Genomic DNA, 21,234 nt, shown 5'->3' on the forward strand with positions numbered 1-21,234 from the left:
AGGACGGTTCGGAAGCGGTCGTCCCCGCCGACGCCGGCTATGCGCCGGCCGGTCGGCGCGGCTCGCGCCGCATCGCCCACAGCGCAGGCCCGCCGCCCGGCAGCTTCAGCTCCTCCTGCACGGTGAACCCGAAGTACTCGTAGAACGGAAGGTTCGACGGCTTCGACGACTCCAAGTAGGCGGGCAGCCCCGCCGCATCGGCCCGGGCCAGGCCCGAGCGCAGCAGGGCGGCGCCGTGTCCGCGGCCCTGGGCGGCGGGGTCGGCGCCGACCACCGCCAGGTACCAGTGCGGTTCCTGCGGTGCGTGCCGGGCCGCCGCCTCGACGGCGTCCTGGAACAGCGAGGCCCGGTCGCCGAGGAGGTTCTGCAGTTCCTGGACGGTCTCCTCGTCGGGCACGGCCTTGGCCTGCCCCTCCGGCGCCACCCAGAAGGCGGCGGCCGCCTCGGTCCGCTCGCACACACCGTGCCGGGCGTACTGCCGGGTGAAGAGCGTGGTGAAGTAACGACCCAGCTGCGCCGGGCGGGAGGCGTCATCGGGGAAGAACCAGCGCATCATCGGGTCGTCGACGAAGGCACCGGCGAGGAGGCGGCTGACGACACCGGCGTCCTCGATCGCGGCCGTCACCGGGGCGTTCACCGGGGAGTTGGCGGAGTCGTTCCTGTTCGTAGTCGGCATACGGCCCATTCTGCCCGTTCGGTGATCTTGGGCAGAGGGTGGGGGGTTCCGTACGCCGTGGGGCAAAGTCACGCCCCGACAACCGAGTTGGCCTCGCACGACGTCGACAGGACCGGCGGCGTCCAGCGGAGCAGGCCGTGGCTGTCAGCCCCCGGAAGAAACGACCGCGTCGAGGGTCCGGGCGAGTTCGACGGGCGCGGACAGCATGGGCCAATGCCCGGTGGGGAGCGGGAAGCGCCGCCACGGTGACTGGTTGAGGAAGGCCAGCGTCGGCGTCCCGGCATCCAGGAGAGCCTCGGTATCACGGCAGGTGACCACCACGTGGTCGACGTCAGGGCCGAGCTCACCGGGTCGGGGCAGCCGCTGCGCGAAGGTGCAGAACGGTTGGGGCGTGGCCCGCGTCCGCAGCAGGTCGAGCTGGTCCTCGGCAAGCCCGTCGAGAGAGCTGAACGCGCCGAGCAGCTCGAAGGGCGGCAAGGGCAGCCGCCATCCGTCTCCACGCTCGGCAACCTGCTCGTGCAGTTGGTCCACCACCTCGTCCGGCATGACGTCGAGCAGACACGTGCCCTCGGCAAAGGGAGCGCTGTCGAGATAGACCAGGCGCTCCAGTCGCGGTCCGAGGCTGCCCGCAGCGCCGGTGACGGGCACCGCCGCGTAGCTGTGCGCCACGAGGGTGACATCACGCAGGTCCTGCTCCACGACGAACGCGGTGATGTCGGCGATGTGCGTGTCCAGGCCCACCTCCGGGGTGGCGAGGGCAGATCGTTCGCCCAGGCCGGTCAGCGTCACCGGCAGCGCCGTGTGCCCGCGGTCCCGCAGCACCTGGGCGGTGGCCTCCCACGCCCAGGCTCCGAGCCAGGCACCGGGGACGAGTACGAAGGTAGCCATGCGGTTTCTCCTTGGATTTAAGGGGTCATGGCGAGAGTAGGGTCCATACAGGACAGTTTCCGCCCTGAAATGCCGAGTGATCCATGTCATACCCCTTGACGCGCGTACTGGCCCTGCTGGAACTCCTCCAGACACACCCAGGACTGACCGGCGCACAGCTGGCGGACCGCCTGGGGACCGACGTGCGCACGGTGCGGCGCTATACGGCACGCCTGCGCGAGTTGGGCATCCCGGTGGAATCGGACCGAGGCCGCTTCGGTGGCTACCGGCTGGCCCGTGGCTACCGGATGCCACCGCTGATGCTCACCAATGAAGAAGCCCTCGTGGTCATGCTGGGCCTGCTCGCCGGGGAGCGTCTGGGCATGAGCACCACCGCGCCGGCCGGCGCCGGCGCCCTCGCCAAGATCGAACGAGTGCTCCCGGACCCCCTGCGTGCACCGCTGGCAGCCATGCGGGACACCCTGTCCTTCACCACCAACACCGTGCTCGCGCAATCCCCCGAAGCAGGCGTCCTGTTGACCCTGGCGCAGGCCTGCCGCTCCGGTCACACCGTCGGCCTGCGCTACCGCTCCTGGCACCAGGAACACACCGAGCGCGACGTCGACCCGTACGGGGTGGTCTTCCATTCCGGGTGCTGGTACCTCGTCGGTCACGATCACCTCCGTGACAGCCTGCGCACCTTTCGCATCGACCGGATCGCGTCCGCCTCGCCCAGCGCAGCGACGTTCACCGCGCCCGACGACTTCGACCCGGTTACCCACCTCACCGCGTCCCTGGCCCGGACACCCGCGCCGTGGCAGGTCGAGGTGCTGATCGAAGGCCCCCTCCAGGACATCGCGCGCCGGCTGCCCCGCACGATCACCACCCTCACCGCCACACCCACCGGCGTACTGATGCGCGCACAGGCCGCACAGCTGGACAGCGTGGCTCGCCTGCTCGCCTCGCTGGAATGGCCCTTCACCGTCCATGGCCCCGACGAACTGCGCCAATCGCTCAAGGACCTGGCCCAACAGCTCACGGCCGCCGCCGAACGACCCTCCGGTGACACTCCGAAGTAGGTGTCGGATCTCATGTGGGGAGCCGGCGGCAGGGGACGGCGCGGCCCACGCACCGCCCGTGGCGTCCGTGGGGGCCTGACCGTCTCGGGGGCGGCCGCGGGGCCGGCTGCCGTACGGGCAGGGCCGGCGCGGCGGGTCCGGAGGTGCGGCAGGACCATCCGGCGGGGCGTGGCGGGTTCTTCTGATGTGCGGCGGGGGCGTGGCGGGCCGGGGACGCTCCGGGAGACGGGGCAGTACGCCCGCCACGCCCCCGCCGGACGTCAGTCCCGCTTGCCCTTCAGGGAGTCCTTGACGCCGCGGATGTTCTCCTTGGCCTCGTGCATGGCGCCCTTGGCCTTGCCCTTGGCACGGTCGGTACGGCCCTCGGCCCGCATCCGGTCGTTGCCCATGGCCTCGCCGGCCTTCTCCTTGGCCTTGCCCTTCATCTTGTCCATCGAACCGCTGTCACCCATTGCCGAACTCCTTGTTCCGTAGGTAGGGATGCGTAGGTAGGGAGCGAAAGCTCCGAGACCACGCTGGCGCAGCAGGCCGCGGTACGCACCCGGAGCACCGGCCCGTTACTCCTCCGTATCGCCCGCGACGGCCGCTGCGAGCTGGTGCAATCGCAGCGCCAGCTGGATCTCCAGGGCGCGGGCCGGGCTCTGCCAGTCGGGTCCCAGCAGCCGGCCCACCCGCTCCAGGCGCTGGGCGACGGTGTTCACATGGACGTGCAGCGCGTCCTTGGTGCGGGCCGGGCTCATCCCGCAGGCGAAGTACGCGGCGAGGGTGCGCACCAGCTCGGTGCCGCGACGGGCGTCGTAGTCGGCGACCGCGCCGAGGGTGCGGTGGACGAAGCCGTCGACGTCGCGGGTGTCGGACAGCAGCAGCCCCAGGAAGCCGAAGTCGGCGGCGGCCGCACCCTGTCCGGCACGGCCCAGCGCGCAGAGCGCCTCGCGGCAGCGCCGGGCCTCCGCGTACGCCTCGGCGACCGCGGCGGGCCGGGCGGCGGGGGACGGGACCGGGGCTGAGGCGCCGACGGTGACCGGGACGTGGAGGGCGGAGCCGAGGCGGGCGGCGACCTCCCGGGCGGTGTGCGCCGGGTCGTCGCCCGGGGCCAGCGGCAGCAGCAGGACGGCCCCGCCGTCCCGTACGGCGGCCAGACCGTGGCGGGTCGCGGCGAGGTGGCAGGCCGCCGACCACAGCCGGCGGCGGTCGGTGCCGTCGGGGCGGGGCGGACCGTCGCAGCCGGGTATCCGCGGACCGGCCATCCGCGCGGCCAGCACCACATGCGGTACGTCCAGGTCGGCGCCGACCCGGGCGGCGCGTTCACCGAGCAGCCGGGGGTCGCGGGCGGCGGCGTCCAGCAGGTCGTCCAACAGCTCGCCGCGCACCCGCTGTTCGGCCTCGCCGGCGGTCCGGCGGGCCAGCAGGAGCAGGGAGGTGACCATGGCGGCCCGCTCCAGCGTCCGCTGGTCGACCGGGTCCAGCGCGGGGTGGCCGCGCAGGACCAGGGCGCCGAGGTCCTCGCCGCCGGCCCGGACCACCGCGACCCAGGTGTCACCGTCGGGTACCGCGCGGCCACCGGCGCGCGAGCGGTCCAGGGCGGCGGCCGGCAGCTGCCCGGGCTCGGCGAACTCCACCGCGCCGTCGAGCACTTCGGCGACCGCACGGACGACGTCCTGGACCCCGCCGCCGCGCAGCACCAGCTCGGTCAGCCGGTCGTGGATGCCCGAGGCCCGCTCGATGACCGCGCTGCGGTCGCGGATGATCTCGTTGGCGGTCGCCAGCTCGGTGAGCGTCTTCCGGGTCTCGGCGAGCAGGTTGGCGGTGTCGATGGCCACCGCGGCGTGCGCCGCATGTGCGGCGAGCAGCGCGATCTGCCCCGGCTCGAAGACCCGTTCGCGCCGGTCGGCGGCGAAGAGCACACCGATGACGCCGCTGCCGAGCAGCAGCGGCACCCCCAGGATGGCGACCAGCCCCTCGTCCCGGACGCCCGAGTCGATGGTGCGGGTGTGCCGGAACCGCTCGTCGTGCAGGTAGTTGTCGGTGACGTACGGGCGGGCGGTCTGGGCGACCAGGCCGCCCAGCCCCTCCCCCATGCCCAGCCGCAGCTGCTGGAAGCGCGCCGAGACCGAGCCGTCGGTGACCCGCATCCAGGTGTCGCCGGCGGCCGGGTCGTGGAGGGTGAGGTAGGCGACCTCGGTGCCCAGCAGAGACCGGGCCCGGCGCACGATCGCCCGCAGTACGGCATCCAGGTCGCGCAGTCCGGCCAGGTCGTGCGCGGTGGCGTAGAGGGCGGACAGTTCGGCCTCGCGGCGCCGCCGGTCCTCCAACTCGGTACGGACCCGCAGCGCGAGCAGCCTGGCCCGCTCCAGCGCGGCGAGCCGACCGGCGGACGCCCCGTCGGCGCGGGCGCTGAGCAGCGGGCGGTCGTACTCCTCGGCGGCGGCCCCGCCTGCCAGCAGGTCCAGGAAGGGGGCCTCGGCCGGGTCGTCGGCGCACGCCGCTGCGGGCGCGGGGCCGGGCTCGGAACCGGGCACGGGCGGCTGCTGGTGATCGGGCATGGTCACAGGCATACCTTCGGGTCGCCGGCGCGCGCCAGCCCCGGCCGCCGTCCCCGGGGACCGCGCACCGTCCCACGGGCGCTCAGTGCGCGGTCCAGCCCCCGTCGAGGGCCAGCGAGGCGCCGGTGACGAACGACGCCTGCGCGGTGCAGAGGTAGGCGACGGCCTCGGCGACCTCCTCCGGTTCCAGCAGCCGCTTCAGCGCGGAGTCGGCCAGCAGGATGTCGGCCAGGACCCGCTCCTCGGGGATGCCGTGTACCGCGGCCTGGTCGGTGATCTGCCGCTCGACCAGGGGCGTCCGCACATAGCCGGGGTTGATGCAGTTGCTGGTGACGCCGTGCGGGGCGCCCTCCAGGGCCGCGGTCTTCGACAGGCCCTCCAGGCCGTGCTTGGCGGCGACATAGGCGGACTTGAAGGGCGACGCCCGCAGACCGTGCACCGATGAGATGTTGACGACGCGGCCCCAGTTCTGGGCGTACATGTGCGGCAGGGCCCCGCGCAGCAGCCGGAAGGGCGCCTCCAGCATGACGGTCAGCACCTGGTGGAAGACGTCGGGCGGGAAGGTCTCAATGGGGCGGACGAGTTGGATGCCGGCATTGTTGACCAGGACGTCGGTGCCGGCCGCGACCTGTTCGGCGGCGTCCAGGTCGGTGAGGTCGAGGACCCGGGGCTCGATGGTGCCGTGGCCACCGCCGGGGAACGCGGCGGCGGCCAGGGCGGCGAGGCCGGGCGCGTCCCGGTCGACCGCGCGCACGGTGGCGCCGGCCGCGGCCAGCCGCAGGGCGCAGGCACGGCCGATGCCGCCGGCCGCGCCGGTGACGAGGGCGGTGCGGCCGGTGAGGTCCAGGGCCACCGGTCCGGGGGTGCCCGGGGTTCCTGGGGAGTCGGGGGTTCCGTGGGCGCCGATCATGGTCATGTCCGCACCCTAGGCAGCCACCGCTCCGTGCACCGATGTGCCACGACCCCACACTTCGCGGCCCGGGTATGGCGAACGGGCACGGGCCGTGCGCGCCCCGGGCCCGTTCGCGACGGTCCCAGGCGTCGCCCTCCGTACGTCGCGGCCCCTCCGTCGCCGCCCGGGGCCCGTACGCGACCGCCCGTACGTTGCCCCCGTACGTCGCGGCCCCGCCCATCACGCCCCGCCCATCACGCTCCGTTCGTCACCGCCGCTGTCCCTCACCGCCCGTCCCTCGCCGCCCGCCCGGAGTCCGGGCCACTCCGGCTCCGCTCCGGACCGCGCCGCGCCGCGCCCGCCCCACCCGAACGGCCCGCGGTGCATCGCCACCCCGCCGCGGGCCCCCTAACGTCGTACGACGCAGCGTGCCGCCCGCGCACCGCCGCCCCGAGGGAGTCCGCCATGCGGAGGCTGATCACCGTGCCGACTGTGCTGCTCGCCCTGGCCGCCGCGGGCTGTGGCGAGGCGGACGAGGGCGGGGCGGCATCGGCCGGGGCGTCGTCCGGCGGGAGCGGTCCGGGCCCGCAGCGTTCCGGTCCCGGCACCGCCGCGCCCCCCGTACCGGGCCAGCCGGTGAAGTGCGGTGTGCTCAAGGACGCGCTGGGCGAGAAGGGGGACGTCACGCTGTTCGCGGATCCAGACGCCGGCGGCACGGTGGGCTGCGCGGAGGCCCGGAACGTGATGTCGGAGTTCTTCCTGCGCGCACCGCGGGAGGCCAGTGACGACCGGGGCACGCTGACCGTCCGTGGCTGGCTCTGCCAGTACGAGAGCGGCCCCACCGGCACCTGGATCACCAGCTGTCACAAGGACCGGCGGGAGATGCACACCGAGGAGCCGTCCGGGTCGGACTCCGGCCCCGGATCCGAGGAACCCGGCGGTCCGAGCGCTCCCGGCGAGTCCCAGCTGCCCACGCTCCCCGGTGAGCCGTCCGGCCCGTTGGACGAGCCGTCGACGGAGGAGCTGTGACCGGTCTCCGGACCGGGTGACCCGCCCGAGCCAGGTTGACCCGCCCGAGCCGGCAGCGCTCAGGGCTGCCCGGCCTCCGGCTCCTCCCCCTTGCCGTGGAACCACGTCGGGGCGCCCTCCAGCGCCCGCTTGATGCGGCTCAGCGCGTACTCGTTGACCTCCGGCAGGTCGTCCAGGGCGAACCACCCCACGGCCAGCGACTCGTCGTCGTTGACCCGCGCCTCGCCGCCGACCGCGCGGCAGCGCAGCGTCACGTCCATGAACTGGCAGACGTCGCCGTTGGGGTAGTGCGTGGGCGGCATGGTCTCGATGAGGACCACCTCCTCGGCCACCGCCCGCACCGCGGTCTCCTCGAAGACCTCGCGGACCGCGGTCTCGGCCGGCTGCTCACCGGGCTCGGGGATGCCGCCGATCACCGACCACTCGCCGGAGTCGGCCCGCTGCCCCAGCAGGACCCGGCCCCGGTCGTCGAAGACGACCGCGGTCACGCCGGGCAGCCACAGCAGCTGCCGACCGATGGACTTGCGGAGCTCACGGATGAAGTCGGGGGTTGCCATGTCCCGACCCTACGGGACCGGGGCCCCGGTCCCGTAGGGCCCGGGAATTCCCCTGCCGGGGGGACGCGGACCGGCACAGGGACACGGACCGGTCCCGGAGCGCGGATCAGGGCCGGGGCGCGGATCAGAGCCGGGTGCGCGGGTCAGAGCCGGGTGCGCGGGTCAGGCCCGGGGCGCGGACCAGGGCCGGTGGAATTCCCGGGCCCACACGCACCGCCCGGCGCCCGTGGGCCCGTTCCGCGCCCCGACGTCCTTCAGGCGCCGGCCGGGGAGCCCTTGCGCAGCCGCAGCATGCGGCGGATCTCGCGGACCGCGTCCTCGGCGTCGTCCACCGTGATGGTGAAGGTCCGCCCGTCGCCGAGGCTCAGCACCAGGCCCTCACCGCGCCGTACCACCACGGCCGTGCCCTGCTCGGGCCGCCACCGGTAGCCCCAGCCGCCCCAGTGGCGGGGGGTGACCTGGGGCGCGAAGTCGGCGGCGACGACTGTGTCGAGGGGGATCCGGCGGCGCGGTACCCCCATGTGGCCGCACCGCACCTCCAGGCAGTCCTGGTCGACCCGTACCGCGACATGGACGAAGGCGAGCGTGCCGAAGAGCACCAGCAGACCGGCCGCGACACAGCCGACCACCGCCATCACCAGCGGTGCCAGGCCCGAGGTCCAGCTGCTGTCGACGGCCAGCTCGATGCCCAGCGCCAGACAGGCCGCGCCCACCGCGGCCAGCAGCCACTGGACGCGGTTGGTGGCACTGCCCTGCCAGACGTCGGGGATCTCCGCGTGGGAGCCGCCCGCGCGGGCGGCCGTGCGACCGCCGCCGTCGCTGCTGCCGTGGTCGTCGGGGGCTGCTGCCCCCTCGTGGGGGTGGTCCCTCATGAGACGCAGCGTACGCGCCTTCGCACGCTACGGCAGTGCGTCGGACGGGCCGTTGCGCCGCTCAGCCGCGCAGCGCGCCCGCGGTGTCGGTACGGCCGGCCAGCAGCCGACCCTCTGCGTAGGCGAGCGCCGCGGCCGGCAGTCCGCCCGGCCGCCCGCTGAGCAGGACGCGGACCGCGCCGGTCGGGGCGGCCGCGGGCGCCGGCTCGGTGCCGGCCCGGCGCAGCGCCTGGGCCGCGACGGCCTCGGCGGAGCCGTACAGCACGAGGGCCGGGGCGCCCGGCTGCTGGACCGCGGCGCGGATCCGCTCGGCCACCAGCTCGTAGTGGGTGCAGCCCAGGACGACGGCGCGTACCTCGCGCGGGGTGCGCGCCGCGGCGGCCGCGACGGCGGCGTCGATGGCGGCCTCGTCGGCGTTCTCCACGGCGTCGGCCAGCCCCGGACAGGGCACGCCGGTGACGTCCACGCCGTCCGCGAAGCGTGCGATCAGGTCCCGCTGGTAGGGGCTGCCGGTCGTGGCGGGGGTGGCCCAGATGGCGACCGGGCCACCGCCGGCCGCGGCCGGCTTGATGGCCGGGACGGTGCCGATGACCGGGACGGCCGGCTCCAGCTCGGCGCGGAGCGCGGGCAGTGCGTGGACCGACGCGGTGTTGCAGGCGACGATCAGCGCGTCGGGGCGGTGTGCCGCGGCAGCGCGGGCCACGGCCAGCGCGTGCTCGGTGACGTCGTCGGAGGTACGCGGTCCCCAGGGCATGCCGTCGGGGTCGGAGGAGAGGACGAGATCGGCGTCCGGCCGCAGGCGCCGCACGGCGGCGGCCGCCGCAAGCAGCCCGGCTCCGGAGTCCATCAACGCGATCTTCACCCGGACACTCTACCGGCCCGGCCGCAGGGCTTGTCATACCGGGCGGGGCCGGGCGGGCGCCCTTGGGACGTTGCGGCGGGCCGGCCGGCTTCCGGTGCGGCAGACTGCGGCCGTGGGAGCGATGGAGTGGATCGGTGCCGGGTCGCTGCTGGCCTGGGCGTGGCTGCTGCTGGGGCAGGGCTTCTTCTGGCGGACCGATGTGCGGCTGCCGACCCGCCGGGATCCGGAGCGCTGGCCGTCGGTGGCGGTGGTGGTCCCGGCGCGGGACGAGGCAGCGGTGCTGCCGGTGAGCCTGCCGTCGCTGCTCGGGCAGAAGTACCCGGGCCGGGCGGAGGTGTTCCTGGTCGACGACGGCAGTACCGACGGGACCGGCGCGCTCGCCCGCGAACTGGCCGCCGCCCGGGGCGGGCTGCCGCTGACGGTGTCCTCGCCCGGCGAGCCCGGGCCGGGGTGGACCGGGAAGCTGTGGGCGGTGCGGCACGGGATGGCGCTGGCCCGGGAGCGGATCGCGCCGGAGTACCTGCTGCTGACCGACGCGGACATCGCCCACGAGGCGGACAGCCTGCGGGAGTTGGTGGCGGCGGCCCGGTCAGCGGACCTCGACCTGGTGTCGCAGATGGCGCGGCTGCGGACGGTGACGCCCTGGGAACGGCTGATCGTGCCGGCGTTCGTGTACTTCTTCGGGCAGCTCTACCCGTTCCGCCGGGTCAACCGCCCCGGCGCGCGGACCGCGGCGGCGGCCGGCGGCTGTGTGCTGCTGCGCCGGGAGGCCGCGGAGCGGGCGGGCGTCCCGGAGGCGATCGCGCACGCGGTGATCGACGATGTGACGCTGGCACGGGCGGTCCAGCGGTCCGGCGGCACGATCTGGCTGGGGCTGGCGGACCGGGTCGACAGCGTACGGCCGTACCGGCGGCCGGCCGAGCTGTGGCGGATGGTCTCGCGCAGCGCGTACGCCCAGCTGCGGCACCAACCGCTGCTGCTGCTCGGCACGGTCCTCGGTCTCGCACTCGTCTACCTGGCGCCGCCCGTCGCGCTGGTGGCGGGGGCAGCCGCCGGGGATCCCGTGGCCGCGGTGTTGGGCGGTGCGGCCTGGGCGGTGATGTGCGGGACGTACCTGCCGATGCTGCGCTACTACGGGCAGCCGGCGTGGGCGGCGCCGCTGCTGCCGTTCACTGCGCTGCTGTACCTGCTGATGACGGTGGACTCGGCGGTACAGCACTACCGGGGGCGCGGTGCGGCCTGGAAGGGCCGGACGTACCGGGCGCCCTGAGCCGGTCCCCCGGCCTGTGCCGTCACTTGCTGGCGGGCGACCAGTTCAGACCCCAGCCGTAGGCGTGGTCGACGGTGCGCTGCGGGCTGACGCCGGGCTCGGGGACCAGGTACCGGGCCTCGCGCTGCACGACCAGCTCGCTGCCGTTGCGGGTGATCAGGGCCAGTGCGCAAACGGTGGAGGGCACCGTGCAGGCGTCGAGTGAGAAGTCGACCGGGGCGCCGTGCTGCGGCTGGAGCGTGACCGTGGCGTCGAGGCCGGCGAAGCTACGGGCGCCCGCGTAGACGGTGACGAAGATCAGGATGCGCTTGATGTGCGCCTGGTGGTCGAGGTTGATGGTGAGGTTCTCGCCGGAGGCGACCGCTCCGGTGCGGTCGTCGCCGTCGAGCTGGATGTACGGCGGGGCGTGCAGGGAGCCGAAGTTGTTGCCCAGCGGGTGGACCACGCCGGCGGCGCCGTCGGTGAGCTCCCAGAGCGCGCACAGGTCGAGGTCCAGCTCGCCGGACGCGGGCAGCAGCGCGCCGCGGGCGCCCATGGCCTGCATCGCCTTGCGGCCGAGCGTCTTGGTCAACCGCTTTCCGGCGCCGGGTCCGCTCCAGTTGAGGTTCACCCGCATCGCCCCGGAGGTCCCACCCTGCTTCGTCAACGAGACGGCGGGGGCCTCCTTCGTGAGGGTGACTTTCGTCAGACGAACGGGAGGGGGCGCGGGGGCCGGCGCGAACCGCCCCGGCGGGGGCGGGGTTGACGCCACCGGTTGCCCCATCGGCAACGGGGGCGCGGGCGGCGCAGGAGGCGGCGCGACCGGGGGCGTGGGCGCCATGGGAGACGGCGCGGGAGGGGGCACGGGCGCCACCGAAGGGGGCGCCGGCGGCCCGGCCGGGGGCGCGACGGGCTCCTCGACGCCTGCCGCGGGCTCCTCGACGCTGATGCCGAAGTCCGTGGCGAGGCCGGCGAGCCCGGTGTCGTAGCCCTGGCCGACCGCGCGGAACTTCCAGGCGCCCTGGCGGCGGTAGAACTCGCCGAGCACAAAGGCGCTCTCGGTGGTGGCGTCCCGGCTGTCGAAGCGCGCGACCTCGGCGCCACCGGCGGCGTCCAGCACCCGGATGTACAACGCCGGGACGCTGCCGAACGAGCCGCCGTCCGCGGAGGCGGCGAGCACCACCGTCTCGACGGCCGGCTCGACCGCGTCCAGGGCGACGGTGAGGCAGTCGGTCATCCCGCCGCCGACGGGGCGCTTGCCCTCGTGCCGTACGGCGCCAGAGGCGTGCGCGGGCTGGTTGTAGAAGACGAAGTCGGCGTCGTCGCGGACCTTTCCGGACACCAGCAGCAGCGCCGAGGCATCCACGTCCGGCGTCCCCGGGGCGGGCTGCCAGCCCAGCTCCACGCGGACTGCCGGCACCGGGACCGGGACGTTGCTGCCCTTGAGCATCGACATCGCTGCGCCTTCCCCTCTCCGCCGTGTCCTGCCGTGCCCCGCCCGTGGTGACACCTGTGGCGATGGCCCTTCCAACCTACTGGGCCCGGTGCGCGCCGAACGCCCCCCGTTCATCGGGGAGAAGCGAGGTCTTTACCTGATTCCTACGGGTGATCACGACCGATTTTCCCGTGTTCGCTCGCATTGGGGATCCGCGACCACTCCGATCACGCAAAACAAACGCTTTCCAGGCTCCCCAATCGACACATCGTGGGCTTAACTTATGAGGCATGACCTCCCCCCGCTCTACCTACGGCGGCGGCTACTACGCTTCGCCCTCCTTCCCGGACACCCCGATCTACGACAGCCTCGTCGCCGAGCGCGGCACACCGCAGATCGCCCCGATCCGGGTGAACCCCTCCCCTTACGACACGGGTTCGTCCTATCTGCCGGCGCTGCCCTCGGCGCTGCCGGCGCTGCCGGCCGCTCCCTCCCAGCCCGCACCGGGGCAGGGGTATCCGGGTGCCGCCGCGCAGCCGGTCACCCCGCTGCAGCACACCCCGGCCCCGTACATCCCGCAGCAGGCCGGCGGGCGCGGCGGCTACCAGCCCCCGCAGCAGCAACCCCAGCGTCCGGCCGCGGGCATGGGCACGGGGTACGAGGCCATGCGCCCCGCCGCCCCGGTCGCGCCCCGACCGGCCGCGCCGTACGACGATCCGTACGGCCGGCAGTACCCGCGGGGGTACTGAGCGGGCACCGAACCGACCGAGCGGGTACCGAAGCGGGCGGCCGGGCAATTGTCCGAGGTGGCTGGCAGGATGGACCACATGTCCACGCCTGCACTCCGCTCGATCCACCTCTATCCGGTCAAATCCATTGCGGGGTCCGAACCCGGCGAGGCGGTCGTGGAGCCGTGGGGGCTCGCCGGGGACCGACGGTGGCTGCTGGTCGACACCGAAGGCCGGCAGATCACCCAACGGCCGCAGCCCGCACTGGCGTTGGCGCGTGCCGAGGAGCTGCCCGGCGGTGGCATCCGGCTGACCGCGCCCGGGATGCCGGCGCTGACGGTCGGGGTGCCCGAGGGCGGTGGAACCGTCCCGGTGGAGGCCTGGAAGGACACGGTCGAGGCGGTGCCCGCGGGCCGGGCGGCGGCCGAGTGGTTCAGCGGCTATCTGGGGCTGGCGTGCCGGCTGGTGCATCTGGACGCCCCGGAGAAGCGCCGTCCGGTCGACCCGGAGCACTCCGAGCCGGGTGACACGGTCAGCTTCGCCGACGCCTTCCCGCTGCTGCTGACCACGACCTCGTCGCTGGACGCACTCAATTCCCTCATCGCACAGGGCGACCACGCCGATGAGGGCCCGCTGCCGATGAACCGTTTCCGGCCCAATGTGGTGGTGGACGGCACGGCCCCGTGGGCGGAGGACGACTGGCGGCGGGTCCGGATCGGCGAGGTGGTGTTCCAGGTGGCGAAGCCCAGCGCACGCTGCGTCGTGACCACCACCGACCAGCACACCGCCCAGCGCGGCAAGGAGCCGCTGCGCACCCTGGCCCGCCACCGCCGCTTCGGCGACCGGCTGGTCTTCGGCCAGAATCTGATACCTCGCGGGGTCGGCACGATCCGTATCGGCGACCCGTTCGAGATACTCGACTGACGACCGGCCGGCCGTGGCGGCCGCCCGGCACCTCCGACGGGTGACGGCGACGGGAGACAGGGGCTGCGTGGCGACGCCTGCGAAGGGCACCGGGAGCGGTGGCCGTCTCCTTCCTGTCCAGCATCTGCGGCCCGGGGACCACGCGTTTGTGAGTTACGGGAACGACGAGGTGCGCTGGGAGGTCATCACGGCCTTCGTACGGCTGGGGCTGGCTCGGGGCGAGAAGGTCCTGGTGCTGCCCTGCCCGGGGGTCCCCGCCCAGGAGGTACTGGCCAGGCTCGACTTCCCCAGCGCCAGCACCGTCGCGGCGCGCGAGCGCGGCCAGTTGGTGGTGAGCAGCATGCGTGAGGTGATCGCACCGGACCCGGAGTTCACCGCGGCGCGGCAGATGGGTTGGCTGTCCGCGGAGACGGACCGGGCGACGGCCGAGGGGTACGCGGGCCTGCGCGCGTTCATCGACATGGGCTGGGTGGCCGCGCTGGGCGCCGAGGTCGAGGTGATGATGCACCGTGAGACGGGCGCGGAGGAGCTGTTCACCGACCGGCCGTACACCGAGATCTGCGCCTACGACCGGCGCCGTTTCAACCGCACGGTGATCGACGCGATGGAACGGGCGCATCCGCGCACCCTGCTGGAGGGCCTGGGCGGTCTGCGCACGGTGCGCGACGGGGACGGCGTGCTGCGCTTCATCGGCGAGGCGGACGCCGCCAATCAGGAGGAGTTCACCCGCGCCCTCCGACTCGCGCTGGCCCACACCGCGGCGGCCCGGCGGCTGACGGTGGATCTGACCCGGCTGCACTTCCTGTCGGTGGGCTGCGCGGTCGGTCTGCTCACGCTGGCTAACGGGGCCGCGGGCCATGAGCTGATCCAGGTCCGCTGCGACCGCGGACAGCGCCGGATGCTGCGACGGCTGGGCGGCGGGTCGGTGCCGTCGCTGGCGTTGACGGAGGTGGTGGGTCCGTGGTGATCCCGGAACCCGCGGGCCCGGCCGAGGAGCCGGGCCGCCGGCTGCTGCAGCGGCGCTTCACCGCCCGGCTGCTGCCCCAGCTGCGGCTGCTGGTCGAGGAGTGCGCCGCCCGCGAGGGCCTGTGCGAGCCCCGGCGGGGCGAGTTCGTGCTGGCCGTGGACGAGATCGCGGGCAACGCCGTGGAGCACGCGGGCGGCTCGGGCCGGCTGGTGCTGCGCCGGGTGGGCGACGAGTTGGAGTGCCGGATCAGCGATGCCGGCCCCGGGTTCAGCGAGACGGTGATCCCCGAGTTACTGCCGGGCCTGGACGGTGCGCCCAAAGGCCGCGGGCTGTGGCTGGCGCGCCTGGTGGCGGACCGGTTCGCGGTCTCCGGTGCGGCACCGGGGGCGACCGGTGCCGTGGTGACGGTGGCGGTCCGGCTGCGCTGACCACGGGCGCCGGCCCCGCCGCAGCCCCTTCCGTTAGTCCGAAAGCCGCTCCCCGTACCGGGTGATGTTGCTCTCTCTTGGCAGAACCCTCGCCTCAAGCCCCCCGGATGCGGTATTCACGGACACACCGAGAGGGGCGACGATGCGAGCGATGACAGGCGTATGGCGCTGGCGGCGCAGTCCGCTGCAGCGCCGGACCGACCGGATCGAGGCCTGGCTCGCGCTGGCCGCCGCCCTCATGATCGTCTTCGGGGCTCCGTGGGCGGGTTGGTTCGCCGGCCGGGCGGCGCACGGCGCGCTGCTGCAGACCGTACGGCTCCAGCACCAGCAGCGGCACCTGGTGTGGGTGACCGTCGACCGGCTGGTGTCCCGGGCCCCGCTGGACCCCGATCCGGAGACCTCGTCGCAGCGCGATGCGCACCGCCGCGTCGTGGCCCGTTGGACGGCGGCGAACGGCAGCCCGCACCTCGGGCAGATCTCGACGCCCCGGCCGGTGGAGCCCGGTGAGCGGTTCCGCATCTGGACGGACTTCCAGGGGCGGGTGATGCCCCGCCCGATGGACACCAGCACGGCCGGCACCCATGCGGTGCTCGCCGGCCTGGGCACCGCGGCCGCGGTCGGCGGTCTCATCGAGGGCGGGCGGCGGCTGGCCGTCGGGCAGTTGATGGCGCGTCGCTACCGCCGCTGGGACCGGGAATGGGAGCGCGCGGGCCAGGACTGGGGCCGGGCCGACGCGGGGAGTTGACCGGTCCGGCCGCCCGCGGCCGACCAGGCTCTGACCGTGTCAACTGCGACGCGCCGGGCGCGCTACGGTGGTGCCCCCAGCCTCCCGGCTGGGGCCCGGGGAACCCCCATGCGGACATCTGCGGACGGATGGTTGCCGGGCCGACATCAGCCGCACGAGGTGGGGGCACGACAGCGCCATGGCACAGGGCTCGGTCCAGGTGACGCACTCCGGAACATCGCGGTGGCGGCGCCGCACGGGGGAGTACAGCTCGCTCGCCGCAGCCCTGGAGGCCGCCGGGGACGGTGATGTGCTGACCGTGCCGGCCGGTACCTACCGGGAGAACCTGGTGCTGCAGCGCGCGGTGACGCTACGCGGTCCCGACGGCTCGCGCGGCTCGGTGCGGATCGCGCCGGCCGACGGCGTCGCGCTGACGATACGGGCCTCGGCCACCGTCCACGATCTGCATCTGGAGGCCACCGACTCCGCGGCGCCCGCGCTGCTGGTGGAGGACGGCGCCCCCGAGCTGACCGGGCTGCGGGTGGTGACCCGCTCCGCGTCCGGCATCGAGGTGCGCGGCGGCGCCCGCCCGACGGTGCGGCGCTGCACGGTCGACAACGCCGGCGGAGTGGGCATCAGCGTCCTGGACGGGGCCGGCGGCCTCTTCGAGGAGTGCGAGGTGGTGGCCGCCGGGCAGGCCGGGGTGGCGGTGCGCGGCGGCGCCCATCCGCGGCTGGAGAACTGCAAGGTCCACCACGCCTCGGGCGCCGGCCTGTCGGTCAACGGCGAGGGCAGCGCGGTCGAGGCGGTGAGCTGCGAGCTCTACGAGATCAAGGGGGCGGGGATCCAGGTGGCCGCACGGGCCACCGGCCACCTCACCGACTGCACGGTGCACCGCACCTCCGCCGACGGCGTCACCCTGGACACCGACGCGGTCCTCACCCTCGCCGACTGCGACATCCACGACATCCCGGAGAACGCGGTCGACCTGCGGTCCCGTTCGGTGCTGACGCTGACCCGCAGCACGGTGCGGCACTTCGGGCGCAACGGGCTGTCCGTCTGGGACCCGGGCACCCGGGTGGACGCCAACCAGTGCGAGATCCACGACAGTACGGGCGACTACCCGGCGGTGTGGGTCAGCGACGGCGCCACCGCCGTCCTGGACGCCACGCGGGTGCACGACGTCCCGGACGCCCTGTTCGTACTGGACCGCGGGTCCCGTGCGGACGTCGTCGACTGCGACCTCGCCCAGGTCCGCAACACCGCGGTGTCGGTGAGCGACGGGGCCACGGTGCAGCTGGACGACTGCCGGATCCGGGACGCGGCGACCGGGGCGTGGTTCCGCGACCACGGCAGCGGCGGCACCCTCGCCAACTGCACCATCGACGGGGCACAGACCGGGGTGATCGTCACCAAGGGCGCGGACCCCACCATCGAGGGCTGCACGGTCGGCTCCCCCCTGGAGGCCGGGTTCTACGTCTCGGCGGAGGGCCGCGGCACCTTCCACGGCTGCCGGGTCACCGGCAGCTCCGGCTTCGGCTTCCATGTGATCGACGGCTGCCGTACGACGCTGACGCGGTGCCGCACCGAGCGGTGCGCGCGCGGCGGCTACGAGTTCGCCGACAGCGGCGCCGGGCAGGGCGACGGGCCGACGGTCCAGGACTGCACCAGTGACGAGAGCCGGTCGCTGCCGGCGCCGTCCGCGGGCGCCACGGCGCCCGCGGTGCAGCATGCGACGCAGACCGCCGGGCTGCTGGGCGGCGTACCGGCGCAGACCCCGCCGCAGGCGGTCACGGCGGCCCCCGAGCCGGCGGTCAGCAGCCGGCCGTCCGACGAGGTGCTGGGCGAACTGGACACCCTCGTGGGGCTGGAGAGCGTCAAGCGCGAGGTGCGCAGCCTGATCAACATGATCGAGGTGGGCCGCCGGCGCCAGGAGGCGGGTCTGAAGGCCGCCTCCGTCCGCCGCCACCTGGTGTTCACCGGCTCCCCCGGCACCGGCAAGACCACCGTGGCCCGCCTCTACGGCGAAATCCTGGCGTCCCTGGGGGTGTTGGAGCGCGGGCACCTGGTCGAGGTCTCCCGGGTGGACCTGGTGGGCGAGCACATCGGCTCCACCGCGATCCGCACCCAGGAGGCGTTCGACCGGGCGCGCGGCGGGGTGCTCTTCATCGACGAGGCGTACGCCCTCTCCCCCGAGGACTCCGGCCGAGACTTCGGCAAGGAGGCCATCGACACCCTGGTGAAGCTGATGGAGGACCACCGGGACGCCGTGGTGGTGATCGTCGCCGGCTACACCACGGAGATGGAGCGCTTCCTCGCCGTCAACCCCGGTGTGGCGTCCCGCTTCTCCCGCACCATCACCTTCGGCGACTACGCGCCCGAGGAGCTGCTGCGGATCGTCGAGCAGCAGGGCGAGGAGCACGAGTACCGCCTCGCCGAGGGCGCCGGCGAGGCGCTGCTGAAGTACTTCACCGCGCTCCCCAAGGGCGCCTCCTTCGGTAACGGCCGTACCGCGCGCCAGACGTTCGAGGCGATGGTCGAGCGGCACGCGGGCCGGGTGGCACAGCTGACCGACCCGAGCACCGACGACCTCAGCCTCCTCTACGCGGACGACCTGCCCGAACTCCCCTGAGCCGCACGGTCGCCCGGGCACGCGTCGGCGGGGCCGGGCTGACCCGGCACCTGCGGTGCGAGCCGGGCGATCAGCTCGGCCCGTACCGCGCCGAAGACCGGGTCGGCCTGGTAGTCGCCGTGGCCCAGGATCTGCGCGGGCAGCGGGTCGTACAGGGTGCGCCCGAAGGCCAGCGGGTCCCGCAGCGGCCCCTCGTCGATCCGGCGTCCGTCCTCACAGGTGAGCCGGATCGGCCCGCCGATGGGGTCGGTGAAGCGCCACAGGTTGCGCCAGTCGTCCATCTCGCGGTGCAGTCCGGTCAGCGCGGGCGGCCCGAAGAACGCGGGGAACCAGCGCCCGTAGAGGCGCTCCAGCGGGCTGCCGTACGTCAGCAGCGCCACCCGGCTGCGGGTGACCAGGTCCAGCTGCCACACGGCGGCGGCCGCCAGCACGCTGCCCTGCGAGTGCCCGGAGATCACCAGCCGGCCGTCGAACCGCTCGGTCCAGGTGGCCATCCGCCAGGTGAGGTCGGGCACCGCCCGCTCCGCGTAGCAGGGCGGGGCGAACGGGTGGGCGGCGCGCGGCCAGAACGTGCCGACGTCCCACAGGATGCCGATGGTGCGGCGGGCGGAGTGGTCCCGGTAGGCGCGCCGTCCCATGGCGATCAGCAGTATGACGCCGGCGCCCATCAGCCAGGAGCCGAGGGACTCGGCGGTCTCGGCGGCGGCGTGCACGACCGGCGAGGCGCCGGCGGTGGCGCGGCCCGGTGCCCGGTCGGTGAGCCAGGCGCCGGCCACCGCGCCAGCGCCCAGCACCAGGGTGACCGCGGAGGTGGCCGCGATCAGTACGGGCGCCGCGTCGGTGAGGCCGGCCCGGGCGATGGTGCCGGCGATCCGCTCGGTACGGCGGGCGTCGGGCCGCTCCCGCGGGTCGTAGAGCCCGGGCACGTCCTGGGCGACCCGCTTCCTGACGATCACCACCCGGACCGCGGCGAGCACGATGACGAGCACCACGACGACCAGCAGCACGGGGATCACGGACGCCTGCCAGGACAGCAGGACCGGAGGGCCGGGGATCGGGGCGTGCGCCTGGCCCGGGGTCGCGCCGCCGTCCATCCAGTCCGCGAACCGCTGTGCCACTCCCCCGGACAGCACCCCGCCGACCGCACACGCCAGCAGGGCGACGGCGGGGCCGCCCATGCCGCGCAGGGCGGTCCGCGCGTCATCGCGGGCGGCGCGCTGCAGGACCCAGGCGGTCACCGCCAGCGCCAGTACCAGGACGCCCTGGAGGACCGCGATCCCGCCGAACGCGGCGGCGCCGGGCAGCGGACCACGGCTGTGCGCCTCCGGACGGACCCAGCCGCTGTGCACCGCCACCAGGACCAGCACCCCGAACGCGGCGAACGGCAGGGTGCGCACCACCAGGTGGTCGGAGTCGTCGTCCGGCGCGGCCTCGCTGCGCGCGGTGCGCCACACCACGACGAGGGTGACCGCGGCGAGCAGGACCACCAGGGCGGTCAGGGCCCGCCCGGTGACCGCGAGCGCGGTGGGGACGCCGGTGTTCCGGTCGGCCTTGGCGCCGGCGGCGAGCAGCACCACGGCGATGGTCAGCAGGCCCGCCGTGGTGTGTGCGGCACGCAGCCGGGCGACCAGCCGGCGGCCGTACCAGAAGCCCTGCAGGCTGAGCGCGGTCCGCTCCTCGTGCGGGGTGTAGCGGGAGCTGCCGGGCTCGCGGGGCGGCGGGGAGGCCGACTCGTACGCGCTCCAGGTGCGGTGCGAGAGCCACGACAGGAAGCCGATGACGAGCAGCGGCACCACGGCGGCGAGCGCCAGGCGACGGCCGGGGCTGCTCCACCAGCCGCCGCTGTCGGGGCTGAGCCAGCCCAGCCAGGACTTGCCGTCGGCGCAGACCGGGGTGCCGGCGCACTGCCAGGCCGTGAGGTCGAGGGCGACCTCGCAGGCCGCGGCGGCGAGCAGCACGGTGAGGGTGAGGGCGAGGAGGCGCACCAGCAGGTCGTAGATCCGCTGGGCCCGGTGGTCGGCCGGTGCGGCGGGCCGCATCCAGTGGGCGAGGTTGGCGACCATGAAAGGCAGCAGGACCAGCCAGAGGGCGCGGGCCCCGTTGCCCGAGGTGAGGTTGGACCAGCAGTAGGCCTCCCGCACCGGCTCGTCCCGGTAGTCCCCGGGCCGCTCCTCGGCGTCGGCGTCGTCGGTACGGCGGTAGCAGGCGGCGGTGTCGTCGCCCGTGATCAGCTGGACGCGCGGATCGCCGAGCATCTCCTGCGCGGTGGTGCCGCCGACGCCGTGCACCAGCAGCTCCAGGGAGAGCTGGGGAGCGGGAGCGGGAGCCGGGGCCGTTGGCGCGGTAGGTGAGGGTTCGTCATCCGTGCGTCTGGATAAGGCACTTCCTGCCGCTGTGGTGTCCACCGTGGCAGGTGCAGCGGTGCCTGCTGCGGCGTGTCCTGCGCTGCCTGCTGCCGCGTCCGTTGTGGTGTCTGTGAGCCTTGCGTCGCCCTCCGGAGGCTCCGGCGGGCGCTGGGGCTCGTCGTGTCCGGCTGTCCGGGCGTGCGGTGTCGGTTCTGCGGTGTCCACTGGCTCTCCCCCGATGGTCGTCTGGCGCCTGTGGTGCAGCGCACGGGTCATGGGTGGTCGTGGTACTGCGGTGCATGACGGCCCGGCGCCGCAGGGATTGTCTCCTGCCGCACGGGGGCAGTTCCAGCGCGCCTCGGTGACGGAGGTGACGGATCGTACGTACGGACCACCGGGGCCGGGGACGCTCCCCAGGGCGGCGC

Annotated in this window: 19 protein-coding genes; 9 read left to right on the forward strand and 10 right to left on the reverse strand. The window is 74.4% G+C overall.

The window, feature by feature from the left end:
- Window positions 1–37: 37 nt before the first annotated feature.
- Complete coding sequence (locus tag AB0G84_RS08325; protein WP_361317310.1) at window positions 38–676, reverse strand: GNAT family N-acetyltransferase; 639 nt, start codon at window positions 674–676, stop codon at window positions 38–40.
- A 144-nt stretch (window positions 677–820) separates the two neighbouring features.
- Complete coding sequence (locus tag AB0G84_RS08330; protein WP_361317313.1) at window positions 821–1,564, reverse strand: alpha/beta fold hydrolase; 744 nt, start codon at window positions 1,562–1,564, stop codon at window positions 821–823.
- Window positions 1,565–1,659: 95 nt separating this feature from the next.
- On the opposite strand from AB0G84_RS08330, the gene AB0G84_RS08335 reads away from it, so the two are divergent.
- Complete coding sequence (locus tag AB0G84_RS08335; RefSeq protein ID WP_361317315.1) at window positions 1,660–2,622, forward strand: YafY family protein; 963 nt, start codon at window positions 1,660–1,662, stop codon at window positions 2,620–2,622.
- Between the two features lie 260 nt (window positions 2,623–2,882).
- Here the strand turns inward: AB0G84_RS08335 and AB0G84_RS08340 are convergent, their stop codons facing one another.
- The 3 genes from AB0G84_RS08340 to AB0G84_RS08350 all read right to left on the reverse strand — a co-directional run bounded on the left by AB0G84_RS08340 (window position 2,883) and on the right by AB0G84_RS08350 (window position 6,075).
- Window positions 2,883–3,074, reverse strand: coding sequence for a CsbD family protein (locus tag AB0G84_RS08340; RefSeq protein WP_361317318.1), 192 nt, complete (start codon window positions 3,072–3,074; stop codon window positions 2,883–2,885).
- A gap of 105 nt (window positions 3,075–3,179) precedes the next feature.
- Window positions 3,180–5,165: a helix-turn-helix domain-containing protein gene (locus AB0G84_RS08345; protein WP_361317831.1), complete on the reverse strand. Its 1,986-nt coding sequence runs from the start codon at window positions 5,163–5,165 to the stop codon at window positions 3,180–3,182.
- Between the two features lie 82 nt (window positions 5,166–5,247).
- Window positions 5,248–6,075, reverse strand: coding sequence for a 3-hydroxybutyrate dehydrogenase (locus AB0G84_RS08350; protein WP_361317833.1), 828 nt, complete (start codon window positions 6,073–6,075; stop codon window positions 5,248–5,250).
- 447 nt (window positions 6,076–6,522) lie between these two features.
- On the opposite strand from AB0G84_RS08350, the gene AB0G84_RS08355 reads away from it, so the two are divergent.
- A complete protein-coding gene (locus AB0G84_RS08355) occupies window positions 6,523–7,086 on the forward strand; it encodes a hypothetical protein (RefSeq protein ID WP_361317320.1) in 564 nt (187 codons plus the stop codon).
- Between the two features lie 59 nt (window positions 7,087–7,145).
- On the opposite strand, the gene AB0G84_RS08360 is transcribed toward AB0G84_RS08355, so the two are convergent.
- From AB0G84_RS08360 to AB0G84_RS08370, 3 genes are all read right to left on the reverse strand, one after another.
- On the reverse strand, window positions 7,146–7,643 hold the full coding sequence (locus AB0G84_RS08360; protein WP_361317323.1) for an NUDIX domain-containing protein: 498 nt from the start codon (window positions 7,641–7,643) through the stop codon (window positions 7,146–7,148).
- Between the two features lie 254 nt (window positions 7,644–7,897).
- Window positions 7,898–8,515, reverse strand: coding sequence for a hypothetical protein (locus AB0G84_RS08365; RefSeq protein ID WP_361317326.1), 618 nt, complete (start codon window positions 8,513–8,515; stop codon window positions 7,898–7,900).
- A gap of 61 nt (window positions 8,516–8,576) precedes the next feature.
- Window positions 8,577–9,377 carry an aspartate/glutamate racemase family protein gene (locus AB0G84_RS08370; protein WP_361317328.1) on the reverse strand — a complete coding sequence of 267 codons (801 nt, stop codon included), beginning with the start codon at window positions 9,375–9,377 and terminating at the stop codon, window positions 8,577–8,579.
- 121 nt (window positions 9,378–9,498) lie between these two features.
- Between AB0G84_RS08370 and AB0G84_RS08375 the strand changes: the two genes are divergently transcribed.
- Entirely contained in the window at window positions 9,499–10,647 is a 1,149-nt protein-coding gene (locus tag AB0G84_RS08375) for a glycosyltransferase (RefSeq protein ID WP_361317835.1), read from the forward strand.
- Between the two features lie 22 nt (window positions 10,648–10,669).
- On the opposite strand, the gene AB0G84_RS08380 is transcribed toward AB0G84_RS08375, so the two are convergent.
- Window positions 10,670–12,082 (reverse strand): TerD family protein, encoded by a 1,413-nt coding sequence (locus AB0G84_RS08380; RefSeq protein ID WP_361317331.1) that lies wholly within the window; start codon window positions 12,080–12,082, stop codon window positions 10,670–10,672.
- Window positions 12,083–12,351: 269 nt separating this feature from the next.
- On the opposite strand from AB0G84_RS08380, the gene AB0G84_RS08385 reads away from it, so the two are divergent.
- The 6 genes from AB0G84_RS08385 (at window position 12,352) to AB0G84_RS08410 (ending at window position 18,464) form a co-directional block, all read left to right on the forward strand.
- Window positions 12,352–12,810, forward strand: a complete 459-nt coding sequence (locus AB0G84_RS08385; RefSeq protein ID WP_361317334.1) for a DUF6643 family protein — start codon at window positions 12,352–12,354, stop codon at window positions 12,808–12,810.
- A 78-nt stretch (window positions 12,811–12,888) separates the two neighbouring features.
- Complete coding sequence (locus AB0G84_RS08390) at window positions 12,889–13,713, forward strand: MOSC N-terminal beta barrel domain-containing protein (protein ID WP_361317336.1); 825 nt, start codon at window positions 12,889–12,891, stop codon at window positions 13,711–13,713.
- Window positions 13,714–13,861: 148 nt separating this feature from the next.
- Complete coding sequence (locus tag AB0G84_RS08395; RefSeq protein ID WP_361317339.1) at window positions 13,862–14,680, forward strand: MEDS domain-containing protein; 819 nt, start codon at window positions 13,862–13,864, stop codon at window positions 14,678–14,680.
- A complete protein-coding gene (locus tag AB0G84_RS08400; protein ID WP_361317837.1) occupies window positions 14,677–15,108 on the forward strand; it encodes an ATP-binding protein in 432 nt (143 codons plus the stop codon). Before AB0G84_RS08395 ends, AB0G84_RS08400 begins: the two co-directional genes overlap by 4 nt.
- A 142-nt stretch (window positions 15,109–15,250) precedes the next feature.
- Window positions 15,251–15,853 (forward strand): hypothetical protein, encoded by a 603-nt coding sequence (locus tag AB0G84_RS08405; protein ID WP_361317341.1) that lies wholly within the window; start codon window positions 15,251–15,253, stop codon window positions 15,851–15,853.
- A 178-nt stretch (window positions 15,854–16,031) separates the two neighbouring features.
- Window positions 16,032–18,464 (forward strand): right-handed parallel beta-helix repeat-containing protein, encoded by a 2,433-nt coding sequence (locus AB0G84_RS08410; RefSeq protein ID WP_361317344.1) that lies wholly within the window; start codon window positions 16,032–16,034, stop codon window positions 18,462–18,464.
- Here AB0G84_RS08410 and AB0G84_RS08415 read toward each other — a convergent pair.
- The gene (locus tag AB0G84_RS08415) at window positions 18,434–20,719 is read right to left on the reverse strand and encodes a hypothetical protein (RefSeq protein WP_361317839.1); all 2,286 of its coding nucleotides are present in this window, start codon (window positions 20,717–20,719) and stop codon (window positions 18,434–18,436) included. The genes AB0G84_RS08410 and AB0G84_RS08415 overlap by 31 nt on opposite strands.
- Window positions 20,720–21,234: the final 515 nt, after the last annotated feature.

This window comes from Streptomyces sp. NPDC020742 (genome assembly GCF_040641675.1).
Classification (GTDB): domain Bacteria; phylum Actinomycetota; class Actinomycetes; order Streptomycetales; family Streptomycetaceae; genus Streptomyces.

What these genes read in the sequence shown, in the direction of transcription:
- AB0G84_RS08325 (WP_361317310.1), bottom strand. Translation starts at nt 676, where the DNA reads ATGCCGACTACGAACAGGAACGACTCCGCCAACTCCCCGGTGAACGCC.
- AB0G84_RS08330 (WP_361317313.1), bottom strand. Translation starts at nt 1,564, where the DNA reads ATGGCTACCTTCGTACTCGTCCCCGGTGCCTGGCTCGGAGCCTGGGCG.
- AB0G84_RS08340 (WP_361317318.1), bottom strand. Translation starts at nt 3,074, where the DNA reads ATGGGTGACAGCGGTTCGATGGACAAGATGAAGGGCAAGGCCAAGGAG.
- AB0G84_RS08345 (WP_361317831.1), bottom strand. Translation starts at nt 5,165, where the DNA reads ATGCCCGATCACCAGCAGCCGCCCGTGCCCGGTTCCGAGCCCGGCCCC.
- AB0G84_RS08350 (WP_361317833.1), bottom strand. Translation starts at nt 6,075, where the DNA reads ATGATCGGCGCCCACGGAACCCCCGACTCCCCAGGAACCCCGGGCACC.
- AB0G84_RS08355 (WP_361317320.1), top strand. Translation starts at nt 6,523, where the DNA reads ATGCGGAGGCTGATCACCGTGCCGACTGTGCTGCTCGCCCTGGCCGCC.
- AB0G84_RS08360 (WP_361317323.1), bottom strand. Translation starts at nt 7,643, where the DNA reads ATGGCAACCCCCGACTTCATCCGTGAGCTCCGCAAGTCCATCGGTCGG.
- AB0G84_RS08365 (WP_361317326.1), bottom strand. Translation starts at nt 8,515, where the DNA reads ATGAGGGACCACCCCCACGAGGGGGCAGCAGCCCCCGACGACCACGGC.
- AB0G84_RS08375 (WP_361317835.1), top strand. Translation starts at nt 9,499, where the DNA reads ATGGAGTGGATCGGTGCCGGGTCGCTGCTGGCCTGGGCGTGGCTGCTG.
- AB0G84_RS08380 (WP_361317331.1), bottom strand. Translation starts at nt 12,082, where the DNA reads ATGTCGATGCTCAAGGGCAGCAACGTCCCGGTCCCGGTGCCGGCAGTC.
- AB0G84_RS08385 (WP_361317334.1), top strand. Translation starts at nt 12,352, where the DNA reads ATGACCTCCCCCCGCTCTACCTACGGCGGCGGCTACTACGCTTCGCCC.
- AB0G84_RS08390 (WP_361317336.1), top strand. Translation starts at nt 12,889, where the DNA reads ATGTCCACGCCTGCACTCCGCTCGATCCACCTCTATCCGGTCAAATCC.
- AB0G84_RS08405 (WP_361317341.1), top strand. Translation starts at nt 15,251, where the DNA reads ATGCGAGCGATGACAGGCGTATGGCGCTGGCGGCGCAGTCCGCTGCAG.
- AB0G84_RS08410 (WP_361317344.1), top strand. Translation starts at nt 16,032, where the DNA reads ATGGCACAGGGCTCGGTCCAGGTGACGCACTCCGGAACATCGCGGTGG.
- AB0G84_RS08415 (WP_361317839.1), bottom strand. Translation starts at nt 20,719, where the DNA reads ATGCTCGGCGATCCGCGCGTCCAGCTGATCACGGGCGACGACACCGCC.